This is a genomic window from Rhodopseudomonas sp. NSM, assembly GCF_052445935.1.
In the GTDB taxonomy this organism is placed as follows: domain Bacteria; phylum Pseudomonadota; class Alphaproteobacteria; order Rhizobiales; family Xanthobacteraceae; genus Rhodopseudomonas.
The window spans coordinates 17199-39339 of sequence record NZ_JBQTCH010000008.1 but is presented as its reverse complement, the minus strand read 5'-3'; the positions used below and the strand labels follow the sequence as shown (position 1 = coordinate 39339).

Below are 22141 nucleotides of genomic sequence, written 5' to 3'. Positions count from 1 at the left end.
ACTTGCGGTATAGCCAAGCAGCCAAACCGCGCGGTTTTCCAGCGTTCCACAGGGGGAATCGACAATATGGTTGCCGAACTGTAACGAGTGCCGGTTGTTGTGGCGGCCATCGGCGGCGATGTCGGACATTCTCATCATCAAAACTTCCTCGCTCGGCGACGTGGTGCATCAGATGCCCGCGATGACCGACGCCGCGCGCGCGGTTCCCGGGTTGCGGTTGTCCTGGGTGGTCGAGGAGGCCTTCGCGCCGCTGGCGCGGTTGCATCCGCAAGTCGCGGATGTGATTGCCGTGGCGACCCGACGGTGGCGATCGCAACTCGGAACGCGCGCGACCTGGCGTGAGATCGGCGAATTCGGTACGCGGCTGCGCGAACCGGATTTCGACAAGGTGATCGACACCCAGGGACTGATCCGCTCCGCGGTGATCGCGCGCCTCGCGCATGGGGAGCGCCACGGCTACGACGCCGCCAGCATCCGCGAGCCGCTGGCCGCGCGGTTCTACAATGTTCACCACACAGTCCGGCGCGATCTGCATGCGGTGGCGCGCAATCGCTTACTCACCGGCCTCGCGCTCGGCTATCAGCCGCCGGCCGAGATCGACTACGGCCTGATCCGCCCACAGGGCGCGCAGGAGAGCGCCTATGCGGTGCTGCTGCACGGCACGTCGCGGGCATCGAAGGAATGGCGCGCCGAGGACTGGATCGAGACCGGCCGCTGGCTGCAGGGCCGCGGCGTGCAGGTCGTGTTGCCGTGGGGCACGGAGGCCGAGCGGCAACTCGCAGAGAAGTTATGTAGCGCCATCGCCGGCAGCCGCGTGCTGCCGCGGCAGCGGCTCGATCTCACCGCGCAGGTGATCGCCAATGCCGCACTAGTGATCGGCGTCGACACCGGCCTGATGCATCTCGCCGCCGCCTATCGGGTGCCGCTGGTCGGCATCTACGTCTCGACGGATCCGGGACTCACCGGCCCGGTCGGCAGCGGCCCGATGCGCGTGCTCGGCGGCAAGAGCGGCGCGCCCTCGGCACGGCAGGCGATCGAGGCCGCCGAAAGGCTGCTCGATTAGTTTTGGGCAGCGCCGCCGCGCACCATCTTGTCGAGCACGTCGGCGACGAAGGCGTCGATATCGTCGCCCGTGTACAGAAAGCCCGGAAGGCCGACTGCCTGCGCGGCCGCAATGTCGATGTCGCTGTCGCCGATCACGAAACTGCCCGGCAGCAACACCGGCCAGGCGCGCGCGAGATCGAGGATCATTCCGGGCTTCGGCTTGCGGTCGTCGCTCGCCCGCCGATAGGCCTCGACGATGCCGTCCGGATGATGCGGACAGTAGCGGATGTCGTCGATCCGCGCGTCCTGCTTGCGCAGTTCGTCCAGCATCCAGCGATGCAATGCCTGGACGTCGTCCTCGCTGAATAGGCCGCGAGCCACGCCGGACTGGTTCGTGATGACGAAGACGTAGTAGCCGGCCTCGTTCAACCGGCGGATCGCCGACGCGATCCCCGGCATCCAGCGAAACCGCTCGCGGCTCCCGATGTAGTGATCATTGTAGTTGATGACGCCATCGCGATCGAGAAACGCCGCCGGCCGTCGCAGCGCTGCCGGGCCGGTCGTCATGCCTTGGTCGAGCCGAGCGAGGTTTCGATCTCGTCGCAGATCGCATGCGCGGCCATCAGATGGATCTGCTGCACCAAAGCGGTCTCGGCGCCTGGCGCCACCAGCAGATGATCGCACAGTGCGGCCATCGACGCGCCGGCGGGGCCGGTCATGCCGATGGTGACGAGGCCGCGTTCGCGGGCGACGGTCAGCGCCGCGAGAATGTTCGGCGAACGGCCCGAGGTGGTGATGCCGATGAAGACGTCGCCGCGCTGACCGAGCCCTTCGACCTGTCGGGCGAACACGCGGTCGAAGCCGTAATCATTGGCGATCGCGGTCAGCGCCGAGGTGTCGGTGGTCAGCGCGATCGCCGGCCATGCCGGGCGGTTATGCCTGTAGCGGCCGATGATCTCGGCGGCGATGTGCTGGGCATCGGCGGCGCTGCCGCCATTGCCGGCGATCAGGATCTTGCGGCCGTCGCGTAGCGCCTTGATCGACGCCGCCGCAATGGCGCGCGACGCCGACAGCAGGGCTTGGTCGTTCGCGGCAGCGGTCATCGCCGCGAGCGAGCTGTGGAAATGGGCGGCGATCCGGTCCTGGCTCAATTCACACCTGAAAGCTGAGGGGTCGGCACTGGTTAAGCGCAGGGCAGGGGCAGGTGCAAGTCGCGGCCTATTGCGCCGGGGCCAGGCCGGCGGCGCCGAGCGCCCGCAGCGCCGCTGCCATGACGTCCTCGACCGGGATGTCGCGCATGCATTTGTGGTGCACCATCCGGCAGGTCGGCTTGTGGCATGGCCGGCACGGCACCTCGGTCCTCGTCTCGATCACCGCCTCGATCGGGTTGAGCGGCGCATAGTGCCAGGCGCTGGTCGGGCCGAAAATCCCGATGGTGCGGCTGCCGATCGCGGCGGCGACGTGGAGCAGGCCGGAATCGTTGGAGATCACCAGATCGGCTGCCGCCAGCGCCATGATGCCGTTGCGCAGATCGGTGCCGGTGAGGTCGCGCGCGCGCGGGCCGGCCGCGGCGACGATTTCGGCGGCCTTTTCGCTCTCGCCCGGGCCGCCGATCACCCAGACGTCGAGGCCGCGGTCGGCCAGCGCCTTTGCGGCCTCCGCATAATAAGTCCAGCGCTTCGAGGGGCCGACCGCGCCCGGCGCCAGCGCCACGGCGGTCCGGCCCTCCAGCCCGTTGGCCCGCCGCCAGGCGGCGATCTCGGCCGGCGGCACAACGAGTTGCGGCTCCGGCCAATCCATCGGCAGGTCGATGCCGGCCGGCAGCGCCAGCGCGGCACAGCGGTCGATCATCCGCGGCAGCGCCTTCTCGCCGCGCCGCCAGTCGTTGAGCAGGCCGAACCGGACCTCGCCGATGAAGCCGGTGCGGTTTGGGATACCGGCAAGATACGGCGCGATGGTCGATTTGAAGGTGCGGGGCATCACCAGCGAGGCGCCATAATTCTGTTCGCGAAGTTTGGCGGCGAGCGCCCGCTGCTGGCCGAGCGCGAGCTGCTTGCGCGGCAGGTCCCAGACGACGCCGCGACGCACGCCGGGCATGTAATCCACCAGAGGCGCGCACAGCGTGGTGGTCAGGACGTCGACCGGCCGGTCCGGCCAGCGGTCCTTCAGGACCCGCACCACGGTATGGCAGCGCACGAAATCGCCGATCCACATATAGGGGATCAACAAGACAGGGCTGGTTTCCGCGCGATCGTCCGCCGCGGCCAGGCTGATTTTGAGTGAATCGTAATTCATTACGCTGTCTGGCGGAGGATGATACCCCCGAGTTGAACGCGATGATGCCGGTTAGCGCTTGCGCCGCCCGGCGTCCAGCCGGGATTTCGGCCGCAACCTGGTTTCCGGTCGTGGAAATTCGGAGTTCAAGTTGCCTGCCCGGACGGAGTGGGGCAAAGGTGGCCGCGCAAATCGAGGCGGGGAAGTCATGCTGCTGGTCACCGGAGGCGCCGGTTTCATCGGATCGAACATTGTGGCGGCGCTCAACGACGCCGGCCGCAGCGATGTGGCCGTGTGCGATTTCTTGGGCCATGACGGCAAATGGAAGAACCTCGCCAAGCGCCAGCTCGCCGACGTCGTGCCGCCCGCCGAGCTCTCGGACTGGCTGAAAGGCCGCCGGCTCGATGCGGTGTTTCACATGGGCGCGATCTCGGAAACAACCGCGACCGACGGCGATCTGGTGATCGACACCAACTTCCGGTTGTCGATGCGGCTGCTCGACTGGTGCACCGAGAACAAGGTGCCGTTCATCTACGCGTCCTCCGCCGCGACTTATGGCGATGGTGCGCAAGGTTTCAGCGATGATCCGTCGCTCGCCGCCCTGAAGCAGTTGCGCCCAATGAATCTGTACGGCTGGAGCAAGCACCTGTTCGATCTGGCGGTGCTGGAGCGTGCTGGACGCCGCGAGCCTTTGCCGCCGCAATGGGCCGGGCTGAAATTCTTCAACGTTTTCGGGCCCAACGAATACCACAAGGGAACGATGGCGAGCGTGCTGGCGCGACGCTTCGAGGACATCAAGGCCGGGCGCGTGGTGCAGCTGTTCAAGTCGCACCGCGACGGCATCGCCGACGGCGACCAGCGCCGCGATTTCATCTATGTCGACGACGTCGTCCGGGTGATGATGTGGCTGTTCGCGACGCCGTCGGTGAGCGGCCTGTTCAACGTCGGCACCAGCCATGCCCGCAGTTTCCGGGATCTGATCCTGGCGGCCTATTCGGCGCTCGGAACGCCGCCGCAAATCGACTACATCGACATGCCGGAACAGATTCGCGGCAGTTATCAGTATTTCACCGAGAGCGAAGGCGACCGGTTGCGCGCCGCGGGTTATAATGGCGGCTTCACGCCGCTCGAAGACGCGGTCGCTTCCTACGTCAACGGCTACCTCGACGGCAGCGATCGCTTCCGCTGATCGCGCTTCAACCGCGTGGAATTCGATGTTCAATCTCGACACTCTGCTGCAATCGATTGCCCGGACGACGGTGCTGTGCATCGGCGATGTGATGCTCGACGAATTCGTCTATGGCGAGGTGTCCCGGATCTCTCCGGAAGCGCCGGCGCCGGTGATCGCGGTTCAACGCAGCGAGATCAATGTCGGCGGCGCCGGCAACGTCGCGCGCAACATCGCGGCGGTCGGCGCGCGCTGCATTTTCGTCGGCCTGATCGGCGACGACGAGGCGGGCCGGACGCTGAGCGCGGCGCTCGCGCGGGAATCGCGGATCAATCCGCTGCTGGTGTGCGACCCGGCTCGCCCGACCACCCGGAAGGTGCGGTTCGTCTCCGAGCATTTCTCCACACATATGCTGCGCGCCGACTGGGAAACCGCCTCGGCCGCGCCGGGCGAAATCGAACAGCGGCTACTCGACGCCATCCTGCCGCAGCTCGAACGCGCCGACATCGTGCTGTTGTCGGATTATGCCAAAGGGGTTCTGACGGCGCGCGTGATCGCGACGGTCATCGAGTCCGCGCGAAGACTCGGCAAGCGGGTCATCGTCGATCCGAAGAGCGCCAATTTCGCGATCTATCGCGGCGCGACGCTGCTGACGCCAAACCGCAAGGAATTCGTCGCCGCGACGCGGAGCGCGGCCGACACGGTAGAAGAAATCGCGGCGGCGGCGCAGGACGCGATCGCGACCGCCGATTGCGAGGCAATGCTGGTGACCCGGAGCGAGCACGGCATGACGCTGGTGCCGCGCGGCGGCGACCCGATTCACGTGCCGGCGTTGCCGGTGAAAGTGCGCGACGTTTCCGGCGCCGGCGACACGGTCGCCGCGGTGTTGGCGGTGGTTCTCGCAGCGGGTGCGGATTGGGCGACCGCGATGCGGGCGGCGAGTGCCGCGGCTGCCGTCGCCGTCAGCAAGAACGGCACCGCGGTGGTGACGCCGGCGGAGCTGCGGCGCAAGATCCTGCCGCACGCTTCGCTCGCGGCGGAAGACAAGATCATCGGCAGCGACGCCGACCTCGATCTGCGTCTCGCCGAGTGGCGGCGCGAAGGGCTGCGCGTCGGCTTCACCAACGGCTGCTTCGACATTCTGCATCCCGGCCACGTCAAGGTGCTGACCGCCGCGCGCGGCGCCTGCGATCGTTTGATCGTCGGCCTCAACAGCGACGCCTCGGTGCGCCGGCTGAAAGGCGAGAGCCGTCCGGTGCAGAACGAGCGCGCGCGCGCCGAAGTGCTGGCCGCGCTCGAGGCGGTCGATCTGGTGGCGATCTTCGGGGAGGACACGCCGCTGAGGCTGATCACGCGGATCGAGCCGAGCGTACTGGTCAAAGGCGGCGACTACACCCGCGAGCAGGTGGTCGGCCACGAGATCGTCGCGGCCAAAGGCGGGGAGGTGCTGCTGGTCGACGTGCTGCCGGGGTTCAGCACGACATCGCTGGTCGAAAAAGCGCGCGAGGGCACGGCATGATGCGTCGCGCAGCTCCAAGGCGAGACCAGAGATGCTGACCAAGATCTCGTCGTTCACCTACCGCAACTGGCTGATCGCGATCCACGACGCCGGCGTGACCGCGATCGCCGTGGTCCTCAGCTTCTTTCTGCGGTTCGATGGCGAAAATCTGCTGGACCGGCTGCCGCTGCTTCTGCAGATCTTGCCTTACTTCGTCGTCTTCAGTTTCTTCGTCTGCTACGCGTTCCAGCTCACCACCACCAAGTGGCGGTTCGTTTCGATCCCGGATCTGCTGAACATCCTGCGCGCCGCCAGCGTTCTGACGGTCGCGCTGCTGCTGCTCGACTACATTTTTCTGGCGCCGAACGTCTACGGCACCTTCTTCCTCGGCAAGACCACCATCGTCATCTACTGGTTCCTCGAGGTCTCCTTCCTTTCCGGCTCGCGGCTCGCCTATCGCTATTTCCGCTACACGCGGACCCGCAACAAGGCGTTGACCATGGACGCGGCGCCGACGCTGCTGATCGGCCGCGCGGCCGATGCGGAAGTGTTCCTGCGCGGGATCGAAAGCGGGGCGGTGAAGCGGCTGTGGCCGGTCGGCATCCTGTCGCCCGCGAAATCGGATCGGGGGCAGACCATTCGCGGCATTCCGGTGCTGGGCGGGATCGACGATCTGACCAATGTCGTCGAAGATTTCGCCAATCGCACGCGGCCGATCGAGCGCGCGGTGATGACGCCGTCAGCGTTCGAAGCCGACGCCCAGCCGGAAGCGGTGCTGATGCGGGCGCGCAAGCTCGGGCTCGTCGTCAGCCGGCTGCCCTCGCTGGAAGAGAGCCGCGATACGCCGAGGCTGGCGCCGGTCGCGGTCGAGGATCTGCTGCTGCGGCCGAGCGTCAAGATCGACTATCGCCGCCTCGAAGGATTGCTCAAGGGGAAATCGATCGTCGTCACCGGCGGCGGCGGCTCGATCGGTCTGGAAATGTGCGATCGCGTCACGACGTTCGGCGCTGCCCGATTGCTGGTGATCGAGAATTCCGAACCTGCGCTGCACGCCGCGATCGAAACGCTCTCCGCCAAGGTTACACAGACCGTGGTCGAGGGTCGGATCGCCGATATCCGGGACCGCGAGCGCATCTTCCAACTCGTCACGGAGTTCAAGCCGAATCTGGTATTCCACGCCGCCGCCCTGAAGCACGTCCCGATCCTGGAACGCGACTGGGGCGAGGGCGTCAAGACCAACATCTTCGGTTCGGTCAATGTCGCCGACGCCGCGCGCGCCGCCGGCGCCGAAGCGATGGTGATGATCTCGACCGACAAGGCGATCGAGCCGGTGTCGATGCTCGGCCTCACCAAGCGTTTCGCGGAGATCTACTGCCAGGCGATGGACCGCGAACTCGCGAGCGGTTCCGGCGACACGCCGCCGATGCGGCTGATCTCGGTCCGCTTCGGCAATGTGCTGGCGTCGAACGGCTCGGTTGTGCCGAAGTTCAAGGCGCAGATCGAGGCCGGCGGCCCGGTGACGGTGACGCATCCGGACATGGTGCGCTACTTCATGACGATCCGCGAAGCCTGCGATCTCGTCATCACCGCTGCGACGCACGCGCTGAATGCGCAGCATTCGGACGCTTCGGTGTTCGTGCTGAGCATGGGGCAGCCGGTCAAGATCGTCGATCTCGCCGAACGCATGATCCGGCTGTCGGGCCTGCAACCGGGCTACGATATCGACATCGTCTTCACCGGCATTCGGCCGGGCGAACGGCTCAACGAGATTCTGTTCGCCAAAGAGGAGCCTTTCACCGAGATCGGCATCCCCGGCATCGTCGCGGCGCGGCCCAACGAACTGCCGCTCGAGACGCTGCGGACGTGGCTGACCGGGCTTCAGGCGGCGATCGCCGCAAGTCGCCACGCAGACGTCGTCGCAATCCTCAAGGATGCCGTTCCGGAATATCACGCCGGCGACAGCGCGCCTGCCGCCAGAATCGAAGCGCGGAAGTAGTTAGCTTGCACCCGAACGCTGCCGCGCGAATTGCGCCAGCAGAACGGCGACGGCCGCCGCGCCGCAGACCAGCGCGACGGCGTCCGCGACGATCCAATCCAGCGCCACCGACGCCGCCGCCAGAACCGCGAGCAGCAGGTTGAGCGCGAAGACGCGCCCGACCACCTCGATCACCGCGAAGCCATGATCGGTTGCACGCTGATAGAAATGGGTGCGGTGGGCGAGCCAGAACGGCTCGCGCTTCAACATGCGGCGCAGCAGAGTCAGCGTGCTGTCGGCGAGGTAGTACAGGGGCAGCAGCAGCGCGGCTGCGACGTGGCCCTGCAAAGCCAGCTGCAGCAGGCACCAGCCGAGCAGCAGCCCGATCGGCAGGCTGCCGACATCGCCGAGAAAAACCCGTGCCACCGGCCGGTTGAACGGCGCAAAGCCGAGCATGGCGCCGCCCAGCGCCGCGGCGATCAGCGTCGGCGCGACGGGGAGCGCGCCGAACAGCAGCCCGAGCACCACCAGCGCCAGGGTGATCGGGAGGGCTTCGCTGACCGTCATCCAGTCGAGCCCGTCCATAAAATTGACGAGGTTCACGAACCACAGCCCTGCGATCAGCAACGCGGCGCGTTCGATCCACAAAGGGACGTGCGGAAGGATCTGAAGATCCGCGGGCATCGTGAAGATCACCGCGCCGACCCCCACGGCCTGCAGCGCCAGCCGCGGCAGCACCGGAATCGGACGGATGTCGTCGACCGCGCCGACGGCCGCAATCAGGACCGTCGCGCCGAACAGCAATACGGGCAGATGTGCATCCGGCGAGGCCAGCGCGATCGTTCCGCCGGCGACGGCAATCGTGGCGGCGATGACGGCCATGCCTGCGCCCTGCGGCGTCGGCTCCCGATGCGACGAGCGGGCATTCGGGCGGGCCAGGGCATAGCGGACGAGCAGCGGCATGATCGCGGAGGTCAGGGCCGCGCAGGCGATGGCGGCGAGCGCGATGGCGGCGAGCGACGCAATGGCGGAAGAAGCGGTCATGCGTCGCTGCCTGCCGCAGGCACGAGCGATTCCCGCCTTGCGCCCGCGCCCATGCCGTTATTCCGGAACGTCGATAGCAACGTCGCCCTTGGCCGCCTTCTCGGCGCTGACCACCCAGATCAGTCCGCCGATCGCGCCGACCACGAAATACACCGCGCCGAACAGCAGCGAGACATTGACGCCCTCACTCGAGCCCAGTCCCGCATAGGAGAATGCGAGGCCCATGCTGGCTTCGCGCAGTCCCCAGCCGGCGATCGAGATCGGGATCATGGTGATCAGCATCACCGGCGGAATCAACTGCAGCAATTGGCCGAACTCGGCCGGGGCGTCGATCGCCCGCGCGACGCACCAGGCGATCGTCACGGCGAGCACGTGGATCAGCAGGGACGCCACGGTGATGATGGGACCATTGCCGCGACGGAACAGGATTCGGCTCGCGATCTGCGAGCAGGTGTAGAAGTGTCGTGTCGCCCAGATCCGTGTCAGCAGTTCGAACGGCAAGAGGTGCAGAAGCAGAAATACCAGCCCCGCCGTCAGGGCCGCGAGATCGAGCAGCACCAGTCCGAGCCGGCCTTCGGGATTGGCGATCAGGTTGAGCGACCACGGCAGGGTGACCAGGATCAGCACAGCAAGCGCGATCAGGCCGATGGCGCGGTCGACGAACACCGAATAGGTCGCGGCGCGCCAGCCGGCGCCGGCCCGGGCCACCAGCCACAGCCGCATCGCGTCGCCGCCGATCGCCGAGGGCAGGGTCTGGTTGAAGAACGACCCGATCATGTTGTAGCGCATCGCCCGCATCGTGCTCAGCGGTGCGCCGCAATCGGCGCCGACCACGCGCCAGCGCAGCGCGCCGACGAAGATCTGCAGCACGGCAACCACCAGCGCGAGCGCCAGCCAGCCGGCGCTTTCGAGGTTGAGCCGCGCCGTGAGGTCGGCAAAATTGGTCTCTCGCAGCGCGAAGTACAACAGCGCCGCCGAAACCAGGATCTTGGCCGCAGAAAGCAGAAACCGGCGCATGGGACTCGCGGGGTCGGAGGTTGCAAGAAGCCTGCAGCGCGGCGAACACGCCGGCAGCGCTGCGAAAGTCGCCGCCTTGGTATGGTTTCGGGGCTGATCTTGCAAGTGCAGCGCACGCAGCCCTTGCCGCCCCGGCGTACCGGTGGCTAAACAGGCGCGCTTTGGGCGGCCGATGGTCCGCAGGTCCAGGTTCGAGGGCGCGATGGTGGAAACAACCGTACTGGTCACCGGAGCGGCGGGCTTCATCGGCTATCATGTCGCGCGCGAATTGCTGGAGGCGGGACGTGAGGTGGTCGGCCTCGACAACCTCAACGCCTATTACGATCCCGCGCTGAAACAGGCGCGGCTCGACCTGTTGCGCGAACACCCGCGCTTCACCTTCGTCCGGGGCGACCTCGCCGATCGATCGGCGACGGCGTCCTTGTTCGCCGAGCGGCGGTTTCCGGTGGTCATCCACCTCGCGGCGCAGGCCGGCGTCCGGCATTCGCTCAGCCATCCGCACGATTACGCGGATTCGAATCTCGAGGGCTTTCTCAACGTGCTCGAAGGCTGCCGCCACAACGGCTGCCGGCACCTGATCTTCGCGTCGTCATCTTCGGTCTACGGCGCCAACACCAAGCTGCCGTTCTCTGTCGACGACCGCACCGACCATCCGATCAGCCTGTACGCCGCGTCGAAGAAGGCCAACGAGCTGATGGCGCATTGCTACAGCCACCTCTACCGGCTGCCGACCACGGGGCTGCGGTTCTTCACCATCTATGGCCCCTGGTATCGGCCGGACATGGCGCTGTTCCTGTTTGCCAGAGCGATCACCGAGGGGCGGCCGATCAAGCTGTTCAATCACGGCCGGATGCGCCGCGATTTCACCTATGTGGCCGACGTCACGCGCGTGGTGCTGCGGTTGATCGACCGGGTTCCGGCGGGCGTTGAAGGCCGTGCCGCCGGCGCGCCGGCGCGAATCTACAACGTCGGCAACCACCGTCCGGAGGAGCTGATGCACGTCGTCGGCCTGCTCGAGCAGGAACTCGGCCGCGTTGCGCTCAAGGAGATGCTGCCGATGCAGCCGGGCGACGTCCCGGAGACTTTCGCCGACGTCGACGATTTGATGCGGGACGTTGGTTTCAAGCCGGAAACCGCGATCGAGGAAGGGATCAGGGCGTTCGTGGCCTGGTATCGGGCCCACTACAATGTCTAATGTGTCCCGCAGGCCTCAGACGACTGTTGTAATTCTCTGAATCAAAACGTGTTTGGGCAATTTCCGGGGCTCATCGCCACATCTGTGGCGACATGCTAGGAAGCCGCATCGCTCATTTCCGAGGCATTCACGCCATGACGTCCCCATCTGATTCGGCCACAAAATCCCCGCTCCGGGTCGGCGTCATCGGCGCCGGCGTGATGGGAACCAACCATGGGCGGGTGCTGGCCGGGCTGCCGGGGGTGATGCTGGTAGGCATCGTCGATCCGCTGGAGGAGCACCGCAACCGGGCGGTCGAGCTGATTGGCTGCCGGACCTTTTCGACAGTGGACGAACTGCTGCTGGCCGGCGTCGATGCGGTGACGATCGCGGCTCCGACGCATCTGCATCACGAGATTGCCCTGACCTGCCTCGGCCGCGGCATCCATTCGATGGTGGAAAAGCCGATCGCCTCGACCGTCGCAGAGGGGCGCGAGATCGTCGCAGCCGCCCGCAAGGCCGGCGTGACGCTGATGGTCGGCCATGTCGAGCGCTTCAACCCGGCGGTTGCCGCAATCAAGCAGGCGATTCGCAATGAGGACATCCTGTCGATCGGCATCACCCGGGTCGGGCCGTTCCCGCCGCGAATGTCCAATGTCGGCGTGGTGATCGATCTCGCCGTCCACGACATCGACCTGATTCGCTGGTTCACCGATTCCGAGATCACCGAGGTCCAGCCGCAGCTTTCCAGCGCGATCGCCGAGCGCGAGGACATCGCGCTACTGCAGTTTCGGACCGCCTCGGGCGTGCTCGCCCACATCAACACCAACTGGCTGACGCCGTTCAAAGCGCGCACCGTCACGGTCGCGACCCGCGGAAAGTATGTGATGGGCGATCTGCTCACGCGGCAAGTGACCGAGTGCTTCGGCTTCAAGGCCGACGGCAGCTATTCGATGCGGCATCTGCCGGTCGGCCACGACGAGCCGCTGCGCGCCGAACTGATCGCCTTCCTGAACGCCGTCCGTACCAACGGTGTGCCCGCCGTGACCGGCGAAGAGGGGGTCGCCAGCCTCGAGATCGCCATCCAGTGCCTGGAGCAGCCGGTCAAGGCCGCCGCCGGTGGCCGCAAGCCGCCGCTGCGCGCCGCTGGTTAGGGCACGCGCCAAGTCTCATCGCGCGCCGCCAGGCGCATTGTCGTTCCGATTCATCAAGCCGAGTGCCATGAACCAGCATCTTCGTACCGATCCCGTGCCTTTCGTCGACATCGGCGCCCAGCGCCGCCGGATCGGCCAGTCCATCGACGATGCCGTCGGTCGCGTGCTGGCGCATTGCCAGTTCATCGGCGGCCCGGAAGTCGCGGAGTTCGAGGCCAAGCTCGCGGCCTATACCGGCGCCAAGCACGTCATCGGCTGCGCCAACGGCACCGACGCGCTGCTGATGGTGCTGATGGCCAAGGGCGTCGGCCCTGGCGATGCGGTGTTCTGCCCGTCCTTCACCTTCTGCGCCACGGTCTCGCCGGCAGCGCGCACGGGCGCGACGCCGATCCTGGTCGACGTCGACGAAGCCACGTTCACCATCGACATCGCCTCGTTGAAGCGTGCCATCGTCACAGCCAAAAAGCTCGGCCTCAGGCCGAAGGCGGTCATCCCCGTCGATCTGTTCGGCCAACCCGCGGACCACGCCGCGATCGCCGCGATCGCCGAGGCCGAGGGCCTGTTCGTGCTCGACGATGCGGCGCAGAGCATGGGCGCCAGGTACAAAGGCAAGCGCCTCGGCACTTTCGGCGCCGCGACGACGACCAGCTTCTTTCCTGCGAAGCCGCTCGGTTGCTATGGCGATGGCGGCGCGATCTTCACGGACGACGACCAACTCGCCGCCGATCTGCGCAGCATCCGCGTGCACGGCCAGGGCTCCGATAAATACGACAATATCCGCCTCGGCCTGACCGGCCGGCTCGATACCATCCAGGCCGCGGTGCTGCTCGAGAAGCTGAAGATTTTCGACGACGAGATCGTGGCCCGCAACAAGGTGGCGGAACGCTATGCGCAAAGCCTCGGCAACATCGTGACCGTGCCGCGCGTTGCCGATGGCAATACGTCGATCTGGGCCTGCTACACCATCCGGCTGCCCAGGGGCACGGACCGCGACGCCTTCGCGGCAACGCTGAAGGCGCAAGGCGTGCCGACCGCAGTCTACTACGGCAAATCCGTGCACATGCAGTCCGCTTACGGCATGTTCCCGGTGGCCGAGGGTGGTCTGCCGGTGTGTGAGGCGCTCTCTGCGGACGTCATCAGCCTGCCGGTTCACGCCTATCTGGACGAGGCCACCCAGGATCGCGTCATCGCGGCCGTGCGCGGCGCGGTGGGACGCTAAAGCACCGTCATTCCGGGGCGCTCGCGAAAGCGAGCGAACCCGGAATCTGAAACCCGCACAATCGCGGGATTCCGGGTTCGCGCCTTGGGCGCGCCCCGGAATGACTGCGGGGAAGCCGGGCTCTCGGCACTCATTCCCGGTTTTGCGGTCTCGCCGCTTCCTGTAGAAGCGAGCCTATGCTCAGGCGTATTTTCACCGTCGGCGGCTTTACCCTCCTGTCGCGTGTGACCGGCTTTGCCCGCGACATTCTGCTCGCGGCGATTCTCGGCGCGGGGCCGATCGCCGACGCCTTTTTCGTGGCGCTGCGGCTGCCCAACCATTTCCGGGCGATCTTTGCCGAGGGCGCCTTCAACGCCGCCTTCGTGCCGGCCTATGCGCATGTCCACGGCGAGAAGGGCGAGGCGTCCGCGAGGCTGTTCGCCGACCGCATCTTCACGTTGCTGTTCGCATCGCAGCTTGTGCTGCTGGCGGTGGCGCTCGTTTTCATGCCGCAGATGATGAGCATCCTGGCGCCGGGCTTCACCGACGACCCGGCGCAGCGCGCGCTGGCGATCGAGCTGACGCGAATCACCTTTCCCTATCTGCTGCTGATCACGCTGGTGACGCTGTATGGCGGCATCCTTAACGTGATGCAGCGCTTCGCCAGCGCCGCCGCGGCGTCGATCTTCCTCAACATCTCGATGATGGCGACGCTGGCGCTGGCGGCGTTCTTCCCGACCGCCGGCCACGCCGCGGCCTGGGGCGTGCTGATCTCCGGTTTCCTGCAGTATTTTCTGCTCGCCGGCGACCTGTCGCTGCATGGCGGGCTTCCGCGGTTCGCCAAACCGAAGCTGGACGTCGATGTACGCGCCTTCTTCCGCGCGCTCGGACCGGCGACGGTGGGCTCGATGGGGACGCAACTCGCGCTGTTCGCGGATACGATCATCGCCACCTTCCTGCCGGTCGGCGCGCTGTCGGCGCTGTACTACGCCGATCGCCTCAACCAGCTGCCGATCGGCGTGATCGGCATCGCGATCGGCACGGTGCTGCTGCCGGAGATGTCGCGGCAGCTTACCGCCGGCGACGATGCCGGCGCCAAGGCCTCGCAGCGTCGCGCCTTCGAATTCACGTTGCTGTTTTCGGTGCCCTTCGTCGCGGCGTTTCTCACCGTGCCGGACGCGATCATGCGGGCGATGTTCGCGCGCGGCGCCTTCACCCGGGCGGACGCGATCGCGGCCGGGGCGACGCTGGCGGCCTATGCGATCGCGCTGATTCCCTTCGTGCTGATCCGCAGCGCGGTGGCGCCGTTCTACGCCCGCAAGGACACCGCGACTCCGGTCAAGGCGGCGCTCACGGGCGTCGCCGCCAATGTGGTGCTGAAAGTGCTGCTGATGGGGCCGCTGGCGCAGGTCGGGCTCGCGCTGGCGACCGCCGCCGGGGCATGGATCAACCTGCTGCTGGTGATCTTCTTTTCGGTGCGCGCCGGCTATCTGGAATTCGACCGCGCGCTCACGTCAGCGATCGTCAAATTCCTGGCGACCGGCGCTCTGCTCGGCGCGGCGCTGTGGGCGACCGCATGGTTCGCCGCGCCGTATCTCGCGCAATTGCCGTCGCTGCGCGACGAGGCCGCGCTGCTGTTGCTGATCGGCGTCGGCGCCGTGGTCTACGGCGCCTTGATCCTGGCGCTGTTCGGGCCGCGCTGGATCAAGACGTTGCTGCGGGGCTGAGCTCTCAGCCCACGCGGGTCGTGGAGCGGACCAGACTGCTGACGTCGGAATACACTTCCAGCACCGGATTGATGAAACGGTGCGCCTTGTTCTTCGACACGATGGTGTCGTGCATCACCAGATGGTCGATGCCGGTGGTGAGGAAGCAGGCCATCGCATCGCGCGGCGTCTCGACGATCGGTTCGCCCTTGATGTTGAACGAGGTGTTGACCAGCACCGGGACGCCGGTCAGCGCCTCGAATTCCTTCAGGATGTAATAGAGGTCCGGGGCGGTCTCTTCGTCCACCGTCTGCACCCGCGCGGTGCCGTCGACATGGACCACCGCGGGAATCTTGTCGCGCCATGCTGCGGCCACCGGCTTCGCCACCAGCATGAACGGCGAATCGCCTTTGCCTTCGAAGATTTCGTCGGCACGTTCTTTCAGCACGATCGGCGCGAAGGGACGGAACGGTTGGCGATGTTTCACGCGGCTGTTGAGGATGTCCTTCATCTCCGGCCTGCGCGGGTCGGCGAGCAGGCTGCGATGGCCGAGCGCGCGGGGGCCGAACTCGGAAGAGCCCTGGAACCAGCCGATCACCTTCTGGTCGGCGAGCAGCTTCGCGGTTTCCTTGTAAACGCTGTTGCTGCGGATCACGTTGATCTGCGGCTTGACGAAGAATCGCTTGGTCGCCGCCTCGACTTCGCCGTCGCTGTAGGCGCGGCCGATGAAGGCGTGCTTCATCTCGAAGGCGCGCGGCTTCTGCTGGATTGCGAGATGGCCGTAATAGGCGCAGCCGATCGCGATGCCGTCGTCGCCGGCGGCAGGCTGGATCCAGACATTCTCGAAGCCGGCCTCGCGCGCGATCCGGCCGTTGGCGACGCAGTTCAGCGCCACGCCTCCGGCGATGCAGAGGTTCTTTGCGCCGGTGGTCTCGCGCAGCCAGCGCGCCCGCTCCAGCAGCACGCGCTCGGTATCGTCCTGTACCCGCCAGGCGAGGTCCTCCCAATGCTTCATCGCCGGGTGGCTCTCCCATTTGCCGGGGGAGTCCATGATGAAGGGCTGGTTCAGCTCCGGCGTCCAGTGTGGCACCGTCAGCTTGTTGTTCTCGATCTGCAGCATCGGCGGAATTGCGCCGGGCCGGCCGTAGGGCGCCAGCCCCATCAGCTCGCCGCATTTGTTCCAGTCGCCGAACACGTAGGTCGAAGCGCGGCTGTAATACGCGCCGAGGCCGGGCATGTTGTAGAATTCGTCGCTGAGGAAGCCGCGCTCGGGCTCCATCCAGACCTTCTTCAGGCACTCCAGCTTGCTGCCGCTGAACTTGTAGTAGCTCTCGGATTCGCGGGCGAGCGGCGAGGCGCTGTCGCCGGGAAATTCCTCGTCGACATCGGAGCGATAGCTGCCGACGCCGTCCACGATCATGACCACGCCCTCTTCGAACGGACACACCGCAAACGCGCTGTAAGCGTGCGCGAGATGATGCGAGATCGTCGTCACCTTGTTCGAGGTGGTGCGGAACAGCGCGTGCTGGCCGGCATCGCCGCGCTCGTATTCAGGCAGGAACGCCGGCATGTCCTGATACATCAGCCGGTCCTCCATCTCCTGGACCGGAAGGATGTAGCAATTGCGGACCACCAGATCGACGTCGGCCATGGTGATGCCTTCGGCCGTCAGGACATAGTCGATCACCTCCTTGTAGAAGCCGCTGGCGTGCTTCTCGCGGGTGATGCGCTCCTTCAGAATGCCGAAAGCGATCTCGCCGTCACGCAACAATACGGCGCTGACATCGTGATCGTAGGTGTTGAGGCCGAGGATGTAGATGTGCTGATTTGCCATTGACCGTGTTTCTGGAGGTCGGGCCCGGCGCGGACATCGCGACGGGCATCTCGTGTTGTTCAAGTCGATCCGCAACGGGTTGCGGTTCAGAGTCGGTATTCGAGTGTCGTTAATATAGTATCCGCCGGGTCCTTGAACACGTCTTTGCCGGCGTTGCTGGACGTGCATATCGGCGCGCGGCACGGACATCGAATTGCCGCAGTGCACCAATGAACTTGTTGCGGTTGAAACCGTTTAGCACGAGCGGTCAAGTGCTTGTGCGATGGAGACAATCCCCTCACCCGGCTTGACCCCAGCCGTTGCTTGCTCCTAAGCTTGCATCCCTGAAGGCCGGAAAAGTCGGTTTATCCGTGCGCATTTGAACCCGTACGTCGGAACCATGCACAAAGGCGGGTGAAGTCGTGTTCAAAATGCTCAAACGACCGGGAGAAAAACGTAGATGGCTCAAAATGTTCCGAAAGCCCGAAAAGGCATGCTGGCGCGAGTGCTCGCGGCGGTGGCGCTGACCGGCATCTATTGCTTCAGTCTGGTTGGTACCTCGGCGGTGTTCCTCACTGCCAGCACCACCAAGGCTGACGCGCAGCGCGGACGCGGTCGCGGCGGTGCTCGTGGTCGCGGCCGAGGCGGCTTCGCTCGTGGCCGTGGTCGTGGGCGCGGGTTCTATCGGGGCCGCGGGCGCGGCTACTATGGCCGCGGTTGCGTGTTCAATCCGGTCTACGGCCGGGTGATCTGCTACTAGCGATCCGAACGTGAAGCGACGATCGACGAAGGTGCATCGGCAAGCCGGTGCACCTTTTGTTTTGCGCTGACGTTGGTCACGCTCATGTGCGGAGCCAGTCTTGTTGCCGCCCGGCGTTGGTGCATGCGTGGCGAGCGGTACGCTTTCGGGCTGATCAGTTTGGGCTGATCAGTATAGCCTTCGTGGGCGTTTGCACGGATCGACAATCCGCTGCAAGATGTTCGACCGCAGAGCAAGGAGGTGATCGATGGCTCCCACCAAATTCGGCGTTGGCCAGAGCGTCATGCGCAAGGAGGACGATCCCCTCATCCGCGGCAAGGGCCGCTACACCGACGACTACGCGCCGCAATCCGCTGCGCACGCGCTGGTGCTGCGCTCGCCGCACGCCCATGCGACATTCACGCTCGACGCCACGGCGGCGCGCAGCCTGCGCGGCGTGCTCGCGATCCTCACGGCTGACGACGTCGGCGATCTCGGCGGGCTGCCGTGTCTGTTCAACCTGCCCGACAATCCGTTCAAGGGGCCGGACTACGCGATCCTCGCCAGCGGTGAGGTTCGTCATGTCGGCGATGCGGTGGCGTTCGTGGTCGCGGACACGGTGGCGAATGCGCGCGACGCGCTCGAAGCGATCGAGGCCCAATGGACGCCGCTGCCGGCGGCGGTCGGCGCCGCCAATGCGATCAAACCCGGCGCGCCGCAGGTGTGGCCGGACCACGCCGGCAATCTTCTGTTCGACACCGCGATCGGCGACAAGGCCGCCACAGAAGCAGCGTTCGCCAAGGCTCATGCCGTCGCCGAGATCGCCATCGTCAATCCGCGCATCGTCACCAATTACATGGAGACCCGCGCCGCGGTCTGCGAATACGACGCCAGGCGCGATCATTTCACGCTGACGATCGGCAGCCAGGGTAGCCACCGGCTGCGCGATATCCTGTGCCAGAACGTGCTGAAGATCCCGGTCGACAAGATGCGGGTGATTTGTCCCGATGTCGGTGGCGGTTTCGGCACCAAGCTGTTTCCGTATCGCGAATACGCGCTGCTGGCGGTGGCGGCGAAGAGACTCGGCAAGACCATCCGCTGGGCGGCCGATCGCTCCGATCATTTCGTCGGCGACTCGCAGGGCCGCGACAACATCACCACGGCGCGAATGGCGCTTTCAGAGGACGGCAGGTTTCTCGGCATGGATGTCGATCTGATCGGCGATCTCGGCGCCTATCTGTCGACGTTCGGGCCTTACATCCCGTATGGCGGCGCCGGCATGCTGCCTGGTCTCTACGACATCAAGGCGTTTCACTGCCGCATCCGAACGGTGTTCACCCACACCGTTCCGGTGGATGCCTATCGCGGCGCCGGTCGGCCCGAAGCGGCCTATGTGATCGAGCGTCTGGTCGATGCCTGTGCGCGCAAGCTCGGGATGTCGCCGGATGCGATCCGGCGCAAGAATTTCATCACGCCGCGCGCGATGCCCTACAAGACCGCGACCGGCAAGGTCTACGACTCCGGCGATTTCACCGCGCATCTGAAACGCGCGATGGAGATCGGCGACTGGAAGGACTTCTCGAAGCGGGCCAAGGCGGCGAAGAAGCTCGGCCTGGTGCGCGGCATCGGCCTGGCCTCCTACGTCGAAGTCTGCGGCACGATGGGTGAGGAGACCGCCAAGGTCGTGCTCGATCCCGATGGCGACATCACCGTGCTGATCGGCACCCAGTCGAGCGGGCAAGGCCATCAGACCGCCTATGCGCAGATCGTCGCCGAACAGTTCGGCGTGCCGCAGGAGCGGGTCCGCGTCGTTCAGGGCGACACCGACAGGATCGCCACCGGGCTCGGCACCGGCGGATCGGCATCGATTCCGTCCGGCGGCGTCAGCGTGCAGCGCGCGACGCATCAGCTCGGCGAGCAATTGCGCGAACTGGCTGCGGACGCGCTGGAAACCAGCGCTGCGGACCTCGAGATCAGCGACGGCGTGGTGCGGATCGCCGGCACCGACCGCTCGATCTCTTTCGCCGATCTCGCCAAGCGCCCCGGCGTCGACGCATCGAAGCTCAATGCCAGCGCAACGTTCTCCAGCGCCGACGGCACGTTCCCGAACGGCACGCATGTCGTCGAGGTCGAGATCGATCCGGCGACCGGCAAGATCCGGATCGTCAACTACGTCATCGTCGACGATTTCGGCGTGACGCTGAACCCGTTGCTGCTTGCCGGACAGGTCCATGGCGGCACCGTGCAGGGCATCGGCCAGGCGCTGATGGAGCGGGCGGTTTACGATCCGCACGACGGCCAGCTCGTCACCGGCACCTTCATGGACTACGCGATGCCGCGCGCGGAAGACGCCTCGCCGATCGTCTTCGAGACCCACAACGTGCCGTGCACGACGAATCCGATGGGCGTGAAGGGCGCGGGCGAGGCCGGCGCGATCGGCTCGTGCCCGGCGGTGGTCAATGCGATCATCGACGCGCTATGGCGCGAGTACAAGATCGACCACATCGACATGCCGGCGACCCCGGAGCGGGTGTGGATGGCGATCCGCGAACACCATCGGCAGCACAGTCTCTGAGGCTGTTGACGATTGCGTGATCGAGAAGGCGGCATGGTACGATCGTGCAGGATTTTGTCGGGGTGCGGTGAGAGATCGCAGCCGGCCTACTGTCATCTCTTTCGTGATATGGAATAGTTCTATCAAGGTTATGCTTTGTGGGAGTCGGGTCCGGTCGTCGGCCGGATCACCCTCTTTCTTTGACCCGAGCCCGTGGGAGATGGTGGATGTTGCGACCAGTAGTTGTTGCCGGAGCGTTGTTGCTGAGCGTGAATGCGGTGGTGGCGCAGCAGAACCTCGTCGACCGAACGCAGAAGCTGATGAAGGACAACGGCCGGAACGTCATGGCGCTCAGCGCCATGGTGAAGGGCGACAAGCCCTATGACCAGGCCGCGGTGAATGCGGCGCTGAATCAGTTCGACGAAACCGCAAAAGAACTGCCGAAGCTGTTTCCGGAGAGCGTGAAGGGCCTGAAGCCCTTCGACAGTCAGTACAGCTCGTCGCCGAAGATCTGGACGGAGCGCGCCAAGTTCGACGCCGAGATCGCCAGCTTCGCCAAGGCGGTGAGCGACGCGAAGAGCAATGTCAAGGATGCCGCGACCTTGAAGGCCTCGTTTCCGGCGATCGGCAAGTCCTGCGGAAGCTGTCATGAATCCTTCCGCCTGAAGGACGGTTAGTTTTGTCGGCGGAGCGGCGCTGCGAGCGTCCCTGATTGCTAGAACCGGCCGTCTCCGTCTGACGGCCGGTTCGGTGCTTTGCACCGCTCTACAGCGCCCATCAACGTCGCCTTGGGCGCCTTTGCTCGTCCAGTCTCCGACGTGGCCACGTCGCGGCCGAGTTCTAACTTCGCGAAGAGGAGCGGCCGTGATTCGACGAGTGGGCCTGGCTGTCATTGCGATTGCGGTCGTTGCGGGAATCGCGCTGTGGTTTCTGACCGCGCCGGCAACGATTGCCGCCAGCGCGCTGCCATCGCGCCCCGCGAATCTCGCCAACGGCAAGACCGTGTTCGATGCTGCAGGCTGCGCCTCCTGCCACGCCACGCCGAATCAGGACGACCGGACCAGGCTCGGCGGCGGGCTGGCGATGCCGTCGCCGTTCGGCACCTTCCACGTCCCGAATATCTCGCCCGATCCGAAAGACGGCATCGGGCAATGGAGCGAGGCAGAGTTCGTCAGCGCGGTGATGAAGGGGACGTCGCCCGACGGCGCGCATCTGTATCCGGCGTTTCCCTATCCGTCTTACGCGCAGGCAAGGCTCGACGACGTCCGCGACCTGTTTGGTTATATCAAGACCCTGCCGGCGGTGTCAGGGCAGGCGCAGCCGCACGAACTGCCGTTTCCGTTCAGCCTGCGCCGTGCAGTCGGCCTGTGGAAGCTGCTGTTCTTCGATGAGACGACCTTCACGCCGGACCCGGCGCAGTCCGCGCAATGGAATCGCGGCGCCTATCTCGTCAACGGCTTCGGCCATTGCGCCGAATGCCACAGCCCGCGCAATTTCCTCGGCGGCATCGTGACGTCGCAGCGCTTCGCCGGCGGTCCCGATCCGGAGGGCAAGGGCTGGGTGCCGAACATCACCCAAAAGGGCCTGGACTGGAGCGAGAACGATATCGCCTACTTCCTCGAGAGCGGCCTGACGCCGGAGGGAGACAGCGCCGGCGGCTCGATGGCGCGGGTGATCCGCAACACGTCTCAACTGAGCGCCGAGGACCGCACCGCCATTGCCGTCTATGTGAAGTCGTTGCCGCCGGTCGACGGGCCGCCGCGGCCGTCGAACAAGAACTGAG

Annotated in this window: 18 protein-coding genes; 12 read left to right on the top strand and 6 right to left on the bottom strand. The window is 65.9% G+C overall.

Annotation, left to right across the window (positions count from 1 at the left end; genetic code table 11):
- The first annotated feature begins 118 nt into the window (after nt 1-118).
- Nucleotides 119-1063, top strand: a complete 945-nt coding sequence (gene waaC / locus ACTZWT_RS19370) for a lipopolysaccharide heptosyltransferase I (RefSeq protein WP_444771313.1) — start codon at nt 119-121, stop codon at nt 1061-1063.
- Here the strand turns inward: waaC and ACTZWT_RS19365 are convergent.
- From ACTZWT_RS19365 to waaF, 3 genes are all read right to left on the bottom strand, one after another.
- Nucleotides 1060-1611, bottom strand: a complete 552-nt coding sequence (locus tag ACTZWT_RS19365) for a D-glycero-alpha-D-manno-heptose-1,7-bisphosphate 7-phosphatase (RefSeq protein ID WP_444771312.1) — start codon at nt 1609-1611, stop codon at nt 1060-1062. The genes waaC and ACTZWT_RS19365 overlap by 4 nt on opposite strands.
- Nucleotides 1608-2195 (bottom strand): D-sedoheptulose 7-phosphate isomerase, encoded by a 588-nt coding sequence (locus ACTZWT_RS19360; protein ID WP_444771311.1) that lies wholly within the window; start codon nt 2193-2195, stop codon nt 1608-1610. The genes ACTZWT_RS19365 and ACTZWT_RS19360 overlap by 4 nt, the downstream gene beginning before the upstream one ends.
- Before the next feature lie 67 nt (nt 2196-2262).
- Nucleotides 2263-3339 (bottom strand): lipopolysaccharide heptosyltransferase II, encoded by a 1077-nt coding sequence (waaF, locus tag ACTZWT_RS19355; RefSeq protein ID WP_444771310.1) that lies wholly within the window; start codon nt 3337-3339, stop codon nt 2263-2265.
- A 187-nt stretch (nt 3340-3526) separates the two neighbouring features.
- Here waaF and rfaD point away from each other — a divergent pair, with 187 nt between their 5' ends.
- Genes rfaD through ACTZWT_RS19340 form a run of 3 tightly spaced genes read left to right on the top strand, consistent with a single transcriptional unit; the run spans nt 3527 to nt 7980 of the window.
- Nucleotides 3527-4507 carry an ADP-glyceromanno-heptose 6-epimerase gene (gene rfaD / locus ACTZWT_RS19350; RefSeq protein WP_444771309.1) on the top strand — a complete coding sequence of 327 codons (981 nt, stop codon included), beginning with the start codon at nt 3527-3529 and terminating at the stop codon, nt 4505-4507.
- 25 nt (nt 4508-4532) lie between these two features.
- Nucleotides 4533-6005 (top strand): D-glycero-beta-D-manno-heptose-7-phosphate kinase, encoded by a 1473-nt coding sequence (gene rfaE1, locus ACTZWT_RS19345; protein ID WP_444771308.1) that lies wholly within the window; start codon nt 4533-4535, stop codon nt 6003-6005.
- A gap of 31 nt (nt 6006-6036) precedes the next feature.
- Nucleotides 6037-7980: an SDR family NAD(P)-dependent oxidoreductase gene (locus ACTZWT_RS19340; protein ID WP_444771307.1), complete on the top strand. Its 1944-nt coding sequence runs from the start codon at nt 6037-6039 to the stop codon at nt 7978-7980.
- Here ACTZWT_RS19340 and ACTZWT_RS19335 read toward each other — a convergent pair whose 3' ends face one another.
- Nucleotides 7981-9003 (bottom strand): glycosyl transferase, encoded by a 1023-nt coding sequence (locus ACTZWT_RS19335; protein ID WP_444771306.1) that lies wholly within the window; start codon nt 9001-9003, stop codon nt 7981-7983.
- A 57-nt stretch (nt 9004-9060) separates the two neighbouring features.
- On the bottom strand, nt 9061-10020 hold the full coding sequence (locus ACTZWT_RS19330; RefSeq protein WP_444771305.1) for a lysylphosphatidylglycerol synthase transmembrane domain-containing protein: 960 nt from the start codon (nt 10018-10020) through the stop codon (nt 9061-9063).
- 202 nt (nt 10021-10222) lie between these two features.
- Here ACTZWT_RS19330 and ACTZWT_RS19325 point away from each other — a divergent pair, with 202 nt between their 5' ends.
- The 4 genes from ACTZWT_RS19325 to murJ all read left to right on the top strand — a co-directional run bounded on the left by ACTZWT_RS19325 (nt 10223) and on the right by murJ (nt 15273).
- Nucleotides 10223-11215, top strand: coding sequence for an NAD-dependent epimerase (locus ACTZWT_RS19325; protein ID WP_444771304.1), 993 nt, complete (start codon nt 10223-10225; stop codon nt 11213-11215).
- A 134-nt stretch (nt 11216-11349) separates the two neighbouring features.
- Nucleotides 11350-12348 (top strand): Gfo/Idh/MocA family oxidoreductase, encoded by a 999-nt coding sequence (locus ACTZWT_RS19320; RefSeq protein WP_444771303.1) that lies wholly within the window; start codon nt 11350-11352, stop codon nt 12346-12348.
- Between the two features lie 67 nt (nt 12349-12415).
- Nucleotides 12416-13567, top strand: a complete 1152-nt coding sequence (locus tag ACTZWT_RS19315; RefSeq protein WP_444771302.1) for a DegT/DnrJ/EryC1/StrS family aminotransferase — start codon at nt 12416-12418, stop codon at nt 13565-13567.
- A gap of 176 nt (nt 13568-13743) precedes the next feature.
- Entirely contained in the window at nt 13744-15273 is a 1530-nt protein-coding gene (gene murJ / locus ACTZWT_RS19310) for a murein biosynthesis integral membrane protein MurJ (RefSeq protein WP_444771301.1), read from the top strand.
- A gap of 4 nt (nt 15274-15277) precedes the next feature.
- On the opposite strand, the gene ACTZWT_RS19305 is transcribed toward murJ, so the two are convergent.
- Nucleotides 15278-17086: a carbamoyltransferase family protein gene (locus ACTZWT_RS19305; protein WP_444771300.1), complete on the bottom strand. Its 1809-nt coding sequence runs from the start codon at nt 17084-17086 to the stop codon at nt 15278-15280.
- A 439-nt stretch (nt 17087-17525) separates the two neighbouring features.
- On the opposite strand from ACTZWT_RS19305, the gene ACTZWT_RS19300 reads away from it, so the two are divergent.
- The 4 genes from ACTZWT_RS19300 to ACTZWT_RS19285 all read left to right on the top strand — a co-directional run bounded on the left by ACTZWT_RS19300 (nt 17526) and on the right by ACTZWT_RS19285 (nt 22140).
- Nucleotides 17526-17825 (top strand): hypothetical protein, encoded by a 300-nt coding sequence (locus ACTZWT_RS19300; RefSeq protein WP_444771299.1) that lies wholly within the window; start codon nt 17526-17528, stop codon nt 17823-17825.
- 247 nt (nt 17826-18072) lie between these two features.
- On the top strand, nt 18073-20379 hold the full coding sequence (locus tag ACTZWT_RS19295; RefSeq protein WP_444771298.1) for a xanthine dehydrogenase family protein molybdopterin-binding subunit: 2307 nt from the start codon (nt 18073-18075) through the stop codon (nt 20377-20379).
- A 206-nt stretch (nt 20380-20585) separates the two neighbouring features.
- Nucleotides 20586-21035 carry a c-type cytochrome gene (locus ACTZWT_RS19290; protein ID WP_444771297.1) on the top strand — a complete coding sequence of 150 codons (450 nt, stop codon included), beginning with the start codon at nt 20586-20588 and terminating at the stop codon, nt 21033-21035.
- Nucleotides 21036-21222: 187 nt separating this feature from the next.
- Nucleotides 21223-22140 (top strand): c-type cytochrome, encoded by a 918-nt coding sequence (locus ACTZWT_RS19285; protein WP_444771296.1) that lies wholly within the window; start codon nt 21223-21225, stop codon nt 22138-22140.
- The last annotated feature ends 1 nt before the right edge of the window (nt 22141 follow it).

Excerpts from the sequence above, each read along its gene's own strand:
- ACTZWT_RS19325 (WP_444771304.1), top strand. The coding sequence starts at position 10,223 with ATGGTGGAAACAACCGTACTGGTCACCGGAGCGGCGGGCTTCATCGGC.
- ACTZWT_RS19320 (WP_444771303.1), top strand. The coding sequence starts at position 11,350 with ATGACGTCCCCATCTGATTCGGCCACAAAATCCCCGCTCCGGGTCGGC.
- waaC (WP_444771313.1), top strand. The coding sequence starts at position 119 with ATGTCGGACATTCTCATCATCAAAACTTCCTCGCTCGGCGACGTGGTG.
- ACTZWT_RS19315 (WP_444771302.1), top strand. The coding sequence starts at position 12,416 with ATGAACCAGCATCTTCGTACCGATCCCGTGCCTTTCGTCGACATCGGC.
- ACTZWT_RS19295 (WP_444771298.1), top strand. The coding sequence starts at position 18,073 with ATGGCTCCCACCAAATTCGGCGTTGGCCAGAGCGTCATGCGCAAGGAG.
- ACTZWT_RS19340 (WP_444771307.1), top strand. The coding sequence starts at position 6,037 with ATGCTGACCAAGATCTCGTCGTTCACCTACCGCAACTGGCTGATCGCG.
- murJ (WP_444771301.1), top strand. The coding sequence starts at position 13,744 with ATGCTCAGGCGTATTTTCACCGTCGGCGGCTTTACCCTCCTGTCGCGT.
- ACTZWT_RS19365 (WP_444771312.1), bottom strand. The coding sequence starts at position 1,611 with ATGACGACCGGCCCGGCAGCGCTGCGACGGCCGGCGGCGTTTCTCGAT.
- ACTZWT_RS19300 (WP_444771299.1), top strand. The coding sequence starts at position 17,526 with ATGGCTCAAAATGTTCCGAAAGCCCGAAAAGGCATGCTGGCGCGAGTG.
- rfaD (WP_444771309.1), top strand. The coding sequence starts at position 3,527 with ATGCTGCTGGTCACCGGAGGCGCCGGTTTCATCGGATCGAACATTGTG.
- waaF (WP_444771310.1), bottom strand. The coding sequence starts at position 3,339 with ATGAATTACGATTCACTCAAAATCAGCCTGGCCGCGGCGGACGATCGC.
- ACTZWT_RS19335 (WP_444771306.1), bottom strand. The coding sequence starts at position 9,003 with ATGACCGCTTCTTCCGCCATTGCGTCGCTCGCCGCCATCGCGCTCGCC.
- rfaE1 (WP_444771308.1), top strand. The coding sequence starts at position 4,533 with ATGTTCAATCTCGACACTCTGCTGCAATCGATTGCCCGGACGACGGTG.
- ACTZWT_RS19330 (WP_444771305.1), bottom strand. The coding sequence starts at position 10,020 with ATGCGCCGGTTTCTGCTTTCTGCGGCCAAGATCCTGGTTTCGGCGGCG.
- ACTZWT_RS19290 (WP_444771297.1), top strand. The coding sequence starts at position 20,586 with ATGTTGCGACCAGTAGTTGTTGCCGGAGCGTTGTTGCTGAGCGTGAAT.
- ACTZWT_RS19305 (WP_444771300.1), bottom strand. The coding sequence starts at position 17,086 with ATGGCAAATCAGCACATCTACATCCTCGGCCTCAACACCTACGATCAC.